13 protein-coding genes and 1 tRNA gene are annotated in these 10841 nt (G+C 34.5%); 9 read left to right on the top strand and 5 right to left on the bottom strand.

The annotated features are described in order from the left end of the window. Positions 1–297 precede the first annotated feature (297 nt). The 8 genes from HE1_RS08035 (at position 298) to HE1_RS01880 (ending at position 5974) form a co-directional block, all read left to right on the top strand. Positions 298–504: a hypothetical protein gene (locus HE1_RS08035; protein WP_162480185.1), complete on the top strand. Its 207-nt coding sequence runs from the start codon at positions 298–300 to the stop codon at positions 502–504. Next, positions 464–826, top strand: coding sequence for a hypothetical protein (locus tag HE1_RS01905; RefSeq protein WP_052567212.1), 363 nt, complete (start codon positions 464–466; stop codon positions 824–826). Before HE1_RS08035 ends, HE1_RS01905 begins: the two co-directional genes overlap by 41 nt. A 79-nt stretch (positions 827–905) precedes the next feature. Continuing rightward, positions 906–1088, top strand: coding sequence for a hypothetical protein (locus tag HE1_RS08030; RefSeq protein ID WP_206537215.1), 183 nt, complete (start codon positions 906–908; stop codon positions 1086–1088). A gap of 466 nt (positions 1089–1554) precedes the next feature. Continuing rightward, on the top strand, positions 1555–1776 hold the full coding sequence (gene infA, locus HE1_RS01900; RefSeq protein WP_006288689.1) for a translation initiation factor IF-1: 222 nt from the start codon (positions 1555–1557) through the stop codon (positions 1774–1776). A 302-nt stretch (positions 1777–2078) separates the two neighbouring features. Then, on the top strand, positions 2079–4463 hold the full coding sequence (locus HE1_RS01895; protein ID WP_035544109.1) for a hypothetical protein: 2385 nt from the start codon (positions 2079–2081) through the stop codon (positions 4461–4463). Then, positions 4417–4815 carry a hypothetical protein gene (locus HE1_RS09315; RefSeq protein WP_035544107.1) on the top strand — a complete coding sequence of 133 codons (399 nt, stop codon included), beginning with the start codon at positions 4417–4419 and terminating at the stop codon, positions 4813–4815. The genes HE1_RS01895 and HE1_RS09315 overlap by 47 nt, the downstream gene beginning before the upstream one ends. A gap of 241 nt (positions 4816–5056) precedes the next feature. Next, on the top strand, positions 5057–5569 hold the full coding sequence (locus tag HE1_RS06380) for an acetyl-CoA carboxylase biotin carboxyl carrier protein (protein ID WP_006288692.1): 513 nt from the start codon (positions 5057–5059) through the stop codon (positions 5567–5569). A 333-nt stretch (positions 5570–5902) separates the two neighbouring features. Beyond that, positions 5903–5974: transfer RNA gene (locus tag HE1_RS01880), tRNA-Lys, on the top strand. Positions 5975–6110: 136 nt separating this feature from the next. On the opposite strand, the gene HE1_RS06375 is transcribed toward HE1_RS01880, so the two are convergent. From HE1_RS06375 to HE1_RS01870, 3 genes are all read right to left on the bottom strand, one after another. Continuing rightward, a complete protein-coding gene (locus HE1_RS06375; RefSeq protein WP_052567210.1) occupies positions 6111–6650 on the bottom strand; it encodes a glucosaminidase domain-containing protein in 540 nt (179 codons plus the stop codon). A gap of 65 nt (positions 6651–6715) precedes the next feature. Continuing rightward, entirely contained in the window at positions 6716–6916 is a 201-nt protein-coding gene (locus tag HE1_RS08025; RefSeq protein ID WP_162480181.1) for a hypothetical protein, read from the bottom strand. Positions 6917–6942: 26 nt separating this feature from the next. After that, complete coding sequence (locus tag HE1_RS01870) at positions 6943–7563, bottom strand: NifU family protein (RefSeq protein WP_006288699.1); 621 nt, start codon at positions 7561–7563, stop codon at positions 6943–6945. 254 nt (positions 7564–7817) lie between these two features. On the opposite strand from HE1_RS01870, the gene dapE reads away from it, so the two are divergent. After that, positions 7818–8969, top strand: a complete 1152-nt coding sequence (gene dapE, locus HE1_RS01865) for a succinyl-diaminopimelate desuccinylase (RefSeq protein ID WP_006288702.1) — start codon at positions 7818–7820, stop codon at positions 8967–8969. A gap of 70 nt (positions 8970–9039) precedes the next feature. Here the strand turns inward: dapE and HE1_RS01860 are convergent, their stop codons facing one another. After that, the gene (locus HE1_RS01860) at positions 9040–9969 is read right to left on the bottom strand and encodes a MiaB/RimO family radical SAM methylthiotransferase (protein ID WP_052567208.1); all 930 of its coding nucleotides are present in this window, start codon (positions 9967–9969) and stop codon (positions 9040–9042) included. Further along, entirely contained in the window at positions 9951–10280 is a 330-nt protein-coding gene (locus HE1_RS06370; protein WP_278243117.1) for a hypothetical protein, read from the bottom strand. The genes HE1_RS01860 and HE1_RS06370 overlap by 19 nt, the downstream gene beginning before the upstream one ends. Positions 10281–10841 lie beyond the last annotated feature (561 nt).

Below are 10841 nucleotides of genomic sequence, written 5' to 3'. Positions count from 1 at the left end.
CTCAAGTTCACGATCAGACATATCTTCCATAAACTGTAGCACCAGACATTTAAATAACCGTAATACTCCGTATCCCTTGTAGTTAGCTTTACTTTCTACCGCTACACTTCATCCTTAACCTTATTAAAGCCCACACCTGGTCAAGGCTTAGTTCTCCTTCCTTTCTGATTTCTAACTCTCTATGCCGAAAATCTACTGAATATGTCATCATTCATCATACTCCCCCTCACTTTTTTGAAGGGTCTTTAAAAGACCCGAAAGATAGACTATTTTATTAAAAACAAACAACAATGTTTAATGCAAATGAACCTATCATCCTTAATAAATAAGATAACAAAACTATTAGCTTTTCACAATTCCCGCGCAGAGACTTTTAAAACCTTCGTACTTATCGATCAGCGAAACGTTCAGCATCCTGCGCTGATCCACAAGATGAACTCTCCACCTTCAATAAAATCCAAGCTTGAACGCGTCAAGCGTTTTTTTAAAAGGACAAGGAATTGATTCTGGACTCTTCTCAAAAGCCTTAATATCAAGTATTTGGGAGCCAGTTCCTAAAATGCATTTAATGCTCGATGGCACCAATTGGAAGTTTGAAACGCAGAATATCAATTGCCTCGTACTAGCTGTTAGAGTTGGAAAGATTACATTTCCTTTGTTTTGGAGCATACTTGATCACCAGAAAAATTCGCCCCCCCAAGCACGCATCAGTTTATTAAATCAATTTAAGGAAATCTTTGGGGTCGATAAAATTCTCTCCTTTTCAGCTGATCGCGAATTTGTGGGCAAAGATTGGATCACTTATTTGTTTGACTTATTTGTTTGACTTATTTGTTTGACTTATTTGTTTGACTTATTTGTGTGACCACAAGATCCCTTTTTTTATCCGTATAAAAGATAATCCATTGGCCAACTTCGGCACCTCTAAAAAGCCTTTGAAGGTCAGAGCACCTTTGTATTCAAACTTCACAAGGGGACTCAGGTGGATCAAAGATAAACTCTTATTTTTTGATTTCAGCGATCTTTTAAACTACCTGAAAAAAAGTGAGGGGGAGTATGGATCTAGCCAAAGTATTTGTGAAGGATAAGAGAGCATTATCGTGGATCAAGCTGGGTGGCATAGATCAAAGGGCTTGATGGTTCCAAGAATATACAGTATTCACCTAAGTTACTCCCTGTAGAGAGATTGTGGCTACATATCAAGTACAACATCCTGATACTCAGATATACGCAACAATAGAAAATCTTGAAAGTACTTGAGCCAATTCATACGGGCTCTACTTTATGTTGCAGTGCGGTCAATTTGTAATGCACCCCACCTGCCCATCTAGTAAGGGGATCTGGTATGATTAGAAAAGTGCGATTTCGAAAAAGATTTCTCGATTTCAATATTTTTTTAACTTATCTCAATCATCTTTTAAAACGCTGAACAAACTTTTGCAGGTGCACTTTTAATGGGGCGATGCGTCTTAGTACTGTTACGGTTTAAGACTACTAGACAAAAGTGATTAATTTCCTTATACTTCCACCCAGTGGTATGCGTGTATTTATGGTATGGCCAAAACAGATATATTAAAGTTTACAGGAGTTGTCTTAGAGTGTTTACCGAATGCGCGTTTTTCTATTCAGTTAGATGGTTCTGATCAAGTAGTCAATGCGTACATTGCTGGGAAAATGCGTACTAATCGTATTATGGTTTCTGTTGGAGACAAAGTGTTAGTTGAATTCAGTCCTCACGATTTGTCTCAGGGAAGAATTCGGTATCGGGAACGTTAACTTTTTTACTTTAGGGTATTTTTCCATTGTAATCAACTGAATTCTTTGAAGTATTTTTTAGAAAGAAAAATAGATAAAAAATTTTGTTGCATAGGACAGTTCATTCTAAAAAATCAAACAGTTAAAGTTAATCGATGTTAAAGGCGATTGTTAAAATCTGACTTTTTAGTTTTGGTATAAAATAAAAACTTTAGATTAATTTTGCACGTTTAAGAAAAGTTTATTATTTGTTTTTTTGGTGTATTGACTATGCTATTTATTTTATAATAACTAGAAGAGTAGGATTATATGTCTGTTTCACTATGAAAAAAAGAGTATCTTTTTGTTGGTTAAGTGTTTTTTGGGGGCTTTTTTTTCAAAGCTCTCTTCAAAATATTTATGGTGTTTATCAAGTTGACGGCACCAGTGTTAAACTAGATGCTGTGAATCGCGCCCTGTCTGATATTCTAAAGGCGACTGATTTTAAATTGGAATCTGTTGAGCGTGTTGCAAAAAATGCAAGATACGTTCATTCCTGCTTTGATGACCAAAAATTTTTAAACCGTAATACTTGTGAGGAAAATGAGTTAAAAAACGCGTTTAAGTCTGTTGGTCCAGTTCGCCTTTTCACTGTTCTTTTTAATTTAAGGTGCATTGATCCGAAATTTACTTGTTATGCTTTAAAAACCTTGTGCTCTTCTGACCCTAATATTCTAATAAAAAATTTTATTTGTCTAACAGAGCGCGTTATAAGAAGTCCTAGTGAAAATCTTTTTGATCTTTTGGGAAAAAGTTTAGCCATTTTGGATTATGCTTTTCAAAAAAATTTTGTTAATGGCATTGTTAATAAAAAAATTATTCATAATGCCTTAGATAACTTAGAAAAATCTAGAGAAAATGCATTAAGCAATGCGTTGCTGGCGTTATTGAACTTAAAAGAAGAAAAAGGTTCTTATCGTCTAGTTTACGGGTGCCATGCCTTTAATGCCCTAAAACGTTTTTCTGTAGTAGAAAAATTAAGCGCAAATGCAGATTATTTTTTTCGAGTTTTTTTTGCGTTACTCGATGCGTTCAACCGTATTCAGATAAAGAAAAAACAATGGGCTTTTCCTTTCCGAGGACTTGAGGAATCTGATCTTTTATGCTTGAAGTCTCCTTTAGATGCTTTACTAAAGAATATTGATTTCAAGACTTTAGAAAATATTTTGACTTTTTCACTAAATAAAGGAAGATCTACCCATTATGATCTTCCTTGGTCTATTTTGAGTGCGGATGATCTAAATTTTTCCAACGACTTTTCCAGAGTTTTAAAAATTTTAAATCTAAGAGATGCAGAAAGATTAAGCAATGCTTTAAGTAAGGCCTTTGACGAGGCGACTGATGATCATGAACTTTTGCTCGATGATGGAAATTTCGAAACATTACAAAGAGCGTTAATTCGTAAGATCAAAAATATTGAGTTGTTTTTTGAAAACAGAACGATAACGTTTGCTATTTTTTACGTTAACAAAAACCCTGTTTCTTTCCATTGCTCTAACAGATTACTAAAATTTATTATGGAATCGGTTAATTCTCTTCCTACAGAACACCAAAATTTATTTATCGAAAAAATTTTACCAAAACCTGAAGACGCTCCTAAAAGTTTAGAGCTTTTTTCACACTATTTAAGCCTAACAAAAACTTTTTTTCTCACTCTGCCTGAAGAGTTAAAAAAAAGAGTTCGCTCTAATCTTTCTTGCATATTTGTGAACAAAGAATTTAAATCGTTCTTAGTTTTTAAAGACTTAATTGATCAAGAGCGGTCTGAAAATAAGCTTAGAGATTATGACGATCAATACAAAACATTAAGCAAATATTTAAAATTTTTGAATGATTTACAAAAAAGCGATGATTTGCCAGATAAACAAGCTGCTTTAGATTTTTTTGATAAAAATTTTATAAGAACAAAAGAAGAAGATAGTTTTTCATATTTTTTGTACCTATTGGAAACGTTTTCTCCTGAACATTACATTAAACACTTAAGATCGTTGAACAGTTTTAAAATGAAAAAACTGAACAAAGCTTTAGAAGAAGCAAAAAACGAAAGATCTGGAGAGTTAAAAAAAGAAATGAATGAGCTTGATAAAATTTTTGAAAGCTGCGGGATAGATGTTGAAGAATTCAACTCTGGTCACCTAAAAAGACTAATTGATCGGGATGAAAAGATTGAAATTGATGAGATTTCGAATTTTTTGAAAATCAATGACAACGAAAAATTATCTCAATTGCTTGGAAAAATAGAAAAGTTCTTTTCTTTTTACAAAAATTTTATAGGTTTTTCATCAAAAATAGAATCGATTCCAAAAAATTTTGATTTAGACAATGACATTTTTTATTTTACGAAAAATACTAGGAATTTCAGTGATAAAACGTGTAATGGGTTTATGAACTATTTAAGTACTCATTACGGAGGAATACAAAATATTCATCAAGAGGTTATAGAGGGAGAAAAAATTGTTTCTGATCAGTTAAAATCTTGGTACAAAGTTTTGTTAGGAGAAATCAATCACAGTGTACAAACAGAAAAATTTAAAAAAAATTTAATCCAACAAGAAAAAAGCACCTATGTTCTCAAAACAATTCCGGATCTTTTGAGGAAATATTTTTATTCAAGGTTAAGCTTTGGTATCAATCCACCTATTTTTTTTAGACGAAAAAAAATTTCTTGAAGACTATTATTACTGCCCTTCAGAAGAAAACAAAAATATTTTAGATAAGTTTAGAACTTTTTGTTTAAAAATGTTGAATAACGAAAACTTTCCACGTGAAGAACCTTTTATAGACCACAGTGTGCGTTATAATTTTCAAAAAATATTAAAAGATGATTTTGCCGAACACATCAAAACTTATCAAAAATCAGATGAATACATTTGTGAGGTTTCTATGCATCATCCTTATACCCTGTTAGAACGATTTTTTAAAGAGGCGTATTTGTACAGCAAAAGTAGTAAAAAAGGATGCTCTCAGTGGGTAAATGAAGGGGCAAAACTTCTTTTAATGAACATTAATGGGTATGATTAATAAATGATGGGCCAAAAAATACTATTTAATTGAGAAATGGTTTAAATTTAGAAAAAATAGTGCCTTGAGATACCTTAATTGCAAAAAAGTTTTTTTATTGTTTAAAAAATTATTATTTTCTAGAAAAAAGTTGAACTTTTTAAGTTCAACTAAAATAAACCTTAGCAATAAATTACTTTTTGCTCTTGTAAAGTATTTTTTTTTGTTATAATGAAGCACACATGTGGAAGGTGTATAGTGCATGACAGCTTCATCAAATCAAGAGCTGCGTTTTTTAGACGAAGCAACTTTAAGCGCATTAAAAGAGTTAATAGAATTGCTGGAAAAGTCTTCTTTGAGTTCTGTGCGTTATGAACAAGAGATTTCTGGTGTCCGGCACTCTGTTGAATTATCAAAGAGAGCTAAAGATTCTAAGTTTCTTGGAAATATCGATCCTTCTTCGTTTTGCGGTCCTGAACCTGTAAAGGAACAGATTTTATCTTCTTCAGAGGGCAGTGTAAGGCAGGATACCTTGTATTGGGTAAGATCTCCCTTGGTTGGTACTGCCTATGTGGCATTAAAGCCCGGTGCGGACCCCTTAGTCAAAGCTGGAGATCAGGTAACGGTGGGAACTCCTCTTCTTATCATAGAGGCTATGAAGGTTATGAATATTATAAAGTCTCCGGTTTCTGGGCGAGTAAAAGAGGTTCGATTTGCAGATGGGCATCCAGTAGAATACGATGAGCAGCTTTTAGGAATTGACACGCAAGCTTAGAACAGTTTTTTGTTTTTAACTGTATCATTGCGATTTTTTTAGGAAAAAAGTAAAGAGCAAGCCTTTGGTTAATCTGTTGGCTTGCTTTTTTTATAGAGGTGAGGTTTTAAAAAAATCATCTGAACTTAATTAAGAGAAAAAGTTAAATTATTATAAATTATTATAATTTTATTCAAAGCCATACAAAGTATTCTTTATTTAATAAAAATGAATAGTTCTTAAGCACATTCATTATTTAACACCCTGCTCCACTTTTTATAAAAATTAAGTGAGATAATTCTTCCGCAGATGCTTGACTTTTGATATCAAATATACGATACTGATCATCGAAGAGGGCCTTTAGCTCAGTGGTAGAGCATCTGACTTTTAATCAGAGGGTCGCAGGTTCAAGTCCTGCAAGGCCTACTCTTCTTTTATAGATTTTTTTTATTAATTTTTTATCTTAACGCTTTTGCTTATTCTTTGGAAAAAGGGACGGTCTCTTCATTTTGGAGGGAAGGGTTATGCTTCCTAGTTCAAGAATCAAATTAGTTTTTGGTAATTAAGCAGCGGAAGAAAATAATTCAGAAAAATTTTTGTAGATTTTTTTCCACAGTACTTTTGCAAGGACTTTAACCCCTTCAGAGTGCTTTGCCAGATGAAAACAGTACTGCTTAAAGTCTAAATCTTCCTGACGGAATCTATTGTTCTTTACCATACAGCGATGCATATTTTCCATCATTAAATCAAAAACAGAAAGTCGATATTTTTTTACGATATACTGGATGATTTTGGGGTACCCGGGATCTTGACAGTAGCTATAAAGTTCTTTCACTAAAATACACCCAAGAAGCTCTTGATTTCTCTCTCTCATCATTCGGCGTATTGCGCGAAAATTCTTATATCCTTTGTGCGTATTAAGTGTCCTTACATACGCTTGAACACTGCGCTCTGGAGTGCTGTATTGATAGCACTCTTTTCCCTTTGTCATCCCAAAATAAGCATTTTTTTTAAGACATCCCAGAGATTTTCCCCAGCCACATTCTTGTATACTTTGGGCAACGGCCATAGAAATAGGGATAACATCTATGCGATCAACCAAATACCTCCAATCAGATACTTTATAATATTCACAAGCTTTTCTCAGAAACTTTTTTTCTTGAGGAGTCAAAAATTTTTTTCTGGTGCTTTTTTTTCATAACATTCAACAAAGCCATTCGAGTGTGTAAAATGCGGTAATTTTCTTTCCAAACCCTTAAACACATCAAGCGAATAAATTTTTTTTTCTATAAGAAAGATTTTGTTTTTTTTCCCACGCACGGTAAGTGCTTTCAATGTCTTTGCAGAGTTTTTTTTCAGAATTTGCAAACAGTGGAGCCAAAAATATTCCTATATTAATCAGAATAATAAAACGATGTATCATCTAATATCTCCTCTACACTTTGAACTTCTGGAATGTAATGCTTAAGCAAGTTTTCAATTCCGTAAGTTAATGTTTCTTTTGAGTGAGGGCACCCAGAGCACGCTCCTTCTAAACGTACATAAACAATTCCTCGTTCCATGTCCATAGAATGAAACTGAATAATCCCCCCGTCTGCTTCTACATTAGGACGCACTCTGGTTGCAATTAATGCCTCAATTTCTTCTATAATGCTTTGTTCATCTTGTGTATAACAGGGAGGCTCTTTTGTGGTTATTTTCTCCAAAGCACAAGATGAGGTCAGTTCCTTTAGGGGAAAATCTGTTCTGTGATGATTTAGGATACACATAACTATACTTTGTAAGAGACCCCAAGGAGTTTCCTCGTCTTTGGTAATAGTCATAAAATCTGGAGCTAAAAAAATATGCTGAATTCCAGGAAGCTCAAAGATTTGCCTTAATACAGGGATGTGTTGAGCTTCTTGTTTGGAAAAAAACGAGATATATTCTCCTGTGGTTACTCCCAAAGGAATAACAAATTTAACGGACAAAGGATTAGGAGTTTCTTGTATTTTTATATCGCCATATCCTAACATTAATCAAACTTGTGATTATTAAAAATAACTTAAGGAAATCATAATACATCGATCACTTTTTGTCAAGTTTTTCGTTTTTTTTAAAACAAATTTCTATAAAATATAATATATAATATCTGTTTTTGTAATGCTGTTAAAATAATCTCAAAAGCAAATCAATTTTTTATTAATATTTTTTTTTAATGAATTGTTGACCTAAAAGAAAAAAATGATTATGTTCAAACAGTAGAATAAAAATTTTTGCGTAACTATTTATGCTTTTTTCTTTGGATGCTTCCCCCCTTACTATGGCATGCCAGCTTGTTAGTTGTGCAAGCGTCACCCCAAGCGATGGAGGAATTTTTGATGAGCTTATAGAATTATTTAGAGCTTCTACAGAACAAATTTTTTGTCTTCAATGGCAAGACACTAAAAATCTTTATATACGTTGGGGAACCAAGGCGCCTCACTTATGTTTTGCAGGACATGTCGATGTGGTTCCCCCTGGCCCTCAAGCTCAGTGGTCTTTTCCTGCTTTTCATCCCACTCACTCACAAGGGTGGATATACGGTAGAGGCATTGCAGATATGAAAGGAGCCATCGGATGTTTTTTACACAGCTTATGGAACCACCTAAAAACTTCCCCTCAAAATGGTTCCTATAGCATCTTGCTTACTAGTGATGAAGAAGGGCCAGGAGTGAATGGAATTCAAAAAATGATCCCTTGGCTTCAAGAAAAGCAAGAAAAAATTGACCACATCCTGATTGGGGAACCTACGGGAAATTTTGTAGGAGAGGTATTGCAAATTGGTCGAAGGGGAAGCATCACAGGAACATTAACCTATCCAGGTATTCAAGGTCACATTGCCTATCCGGACCTGTGTGATAATCCTATGCCCCGTTTCGTTCAGTGTCTTTTTGAGCTTGTTTCGAAAACTTTAGATGAAGGAGACGAAAATTTTGAATCCTCAAGATTTAATCTGATCGGGATAGAGCCTCCAGCGATAGCAATGAACGTGTCTCCTTCTTACGCAAAGGCTCAATTTGGAATTCGGTTTAACCCTTATCAAAATTTTGATTCTGTTTCTAATTATATTCACCATGTTTGTAAAAAGCACGGAAATTCCTACGTTCTTGACCTTACATTGCACGGATCCAGCTTTTTAACACAAGATGTGCTGTGGATAGAATGCGCTTCTAACGCTATCAGTCATGTTACTGGATTGAAGCCAAAATATACAACAAGGGGAGGAACGACAGATGGACGATTCTTAAAAAATTTAGCGCCAGTTTTAGAAATTGGAATGCCAGAAGCTACTATCCATCAAATCGATGAACGTGTGAAAGTAAGCGACTTTCACGACCTTTCTTCTATTTATACACGACTTTTGCAAGAATATGATAAAACGTATTCAAAGCGTTTATAGATCTAAAAAGCACTTCCAAAAAATGTTAAAGCTCCAAATTCCTTAAAATCGGTTTTGCCTTTTTATTCTTTTAACATATCACGCCTTTCCATCCTTTTTCAGTGCATTCAACCATGCGCACTTGTTGAATGCTTTGACGTAATCCTAAATCTGAATCTAAGACAACGCGAATAAAATCGTTAGTGTACCCAAAGGCTCCCTCTTCAATTAAAACAGATTGAATAGTGTTCAGCTTTTTTTTAAGCATTTCTTGGAATAAACGCTGATTTTCTTGACGCAAATGTTTGGCTCGCGCTTTAATTTCAGATTTTGGAAGATGACCATCTAACTTGCTTGCCAAAGTACCTGGACGAGGTGAAAAAGGAAAAATGTGACAGATTCCAAGCTTTGCCTCTTTCATAAAAGATAAAGTTTCTTCAAACATCAATTCTGTTTCCCCCGGAAATCCAGTAATAAAATCGGCAGTAAGATTAATTTCTGGACGAAACTGACGAATACGATGACAAAAATCTAAAGCTTGTTCTGGCGTGTGACGACGCTGCATGCGCTTTAAAATACAAGAGCTCCCAGACTGAAAGCTTAAGTGGAGATGGGGCAACATTCTTTCATCTTGAGCCAACACCTCAAACAAAGGTTCATCTATTTCAATGGAATCCAAGGAAGATAAGCGTAATCGTTTAAGTTCTGGAACTTGCATTAAAACTCTTTTAACCATGCGCCCTAAAGACATAGATCCAGGAAGGTCTTTACCGTAAGCAGTAAGATCTACCCCTGTTAACACAATTTCTTGAGTTTCGCAGCAAAGTAACTTTCGAATCTGTTGTACCACAATTCCCAAAGGGACACTGCGGCTTCGCCCTCTAGCTTTTGGAATATTACAAAAAGCACACCGATGGTCACATCCATTTTGCACTTGAAGAAAAGCGCGGATTTTTCCCTTAAAATGATCAAGAATAGGAAAATCTTCTTGAATGGTGCGTTCTAATGGTCCAACAGACACACGATAAGGAAAATCTTGAATAAAACTTTCTTTTTTAATTTTCCATCATTTCCGATAACGCGATTAACCTCTGGCATGGCAGCAAAAGATTCAGGATTAAGCTGAACCGCACACCCAGTGGCGATAATGTAAGCATCTGGATTGTTTGCTCTAGCGCTACGTAAAGCTTGATGAGATTGGCGCTCTGCTTCTTTTGTTACTGCACAAGTATTAACAATGATAGCATTCTTCAGGCCGCCTTGAATTGCCAGATCTTCCATGACATGAGATTCGTGAATATTTAACCGACACCCTAAAGTAAAAACTTGAATCCGTGAATCTTCTTTGCGCTTAACATCTGTTTTTGTTTTTTTTCTAGTTCCATCGCGTAAAAAAATAAGTACTCAAAGAGTATACAGAAAAGCGCAACATATTGTCTAGGGCTGGTCATAAGTCATAGCCTTAAGAAAAATAGTTCTATTCAGTTTTCGAAATTGTTTTTTTATTTTTATATTATTTCATTATTTAAATTTATTCAGAATTTTTGTAAAACGAAAACAACGTTGCGCTATTGTCATCTTCTTGATAAAACGGCCCAACTGTTGAGGAATGTTTTCTATGGTAAAGACTGGAATTAATAAGTTTTAGAATGTTAAATCATAATTATTTTGTCTCATACTCCCCCTCACTTTTTTTCAGGTAGTTTAAAAGATCGCTGAAATCAAAGAATAAGAGTTTATCTTTGATCCACCTGAGTCCCCTTGTGTTCTTGTGTAAGGCCCGTTATAGAAGCGTATAAAATAGCAACAGCGACAATGGTCATAAGTTTGGAAAGTCTTCCCAAATCTTTCATAGGGGTATTTTCAAGGTTAACCCCTTGCGTTTTCATAGTT

It is taken from the genome of Holospora elegans E1 (assembly GCF_000648275.1).
Lineage (GTDB): Bacteria > Pseudomonadota > Alphaproteobacteria > Holosporales > Holosporaceae > Holospora > Holospora undulata_A.
The sequence above is the reverse complement of the archived record's forward strand: the minus strand, read 5'-3'. Positions and strand labels throughout refer to the sequence as shown.

What these genes read in the sequence shown, in the direction of transcription:
- dapE (WP_006288702.1), top strand. Translation starts at nt 7,818, where the DNA reads ATGCTTTTTTCTTTGGATGCTTCCCCCCTTACTATGGCATGCCAGCTT.
- HE1_RS01895 (WP_035544109.1), top strand. Translation starts at nt 2,079, where the DNA reads ATGAAAAAAAGAGTATCTTTTTGTTGGTTAAGTGTTTTTTGGGGGCTT.
- HE1_RS08035 (WP_162480185.1), top strand. Translation starts at nt 298, where the DNA reads ATGCAAATGAACCTATCATCCTTAATAAATAAGATAACAAAACTATTA.
- HE1_RS01870 (WP_006288699.1), bottom strand. Translation starts at nt 7,563, where the DNA reads ATGTTAGGATATGGCGATATAAAAATACAAGAAACTCCTAATCCTTTG.
- infA (WP_006288689.1), top strand. Translation starts at nt 1,555, where the DNA reads ATGGCCAAAACAGATATATTAAAGTTTACAGGAGTTGTCTTAGAGTGT.
- HE1_RS06380 (WP_006288692.1), top strand. Translation starts at nt 5,057, where the DNA reads ATGACAGCTTCATCAAATCAAGAGCTGCGTTTTTTAGACGAAGCAACT.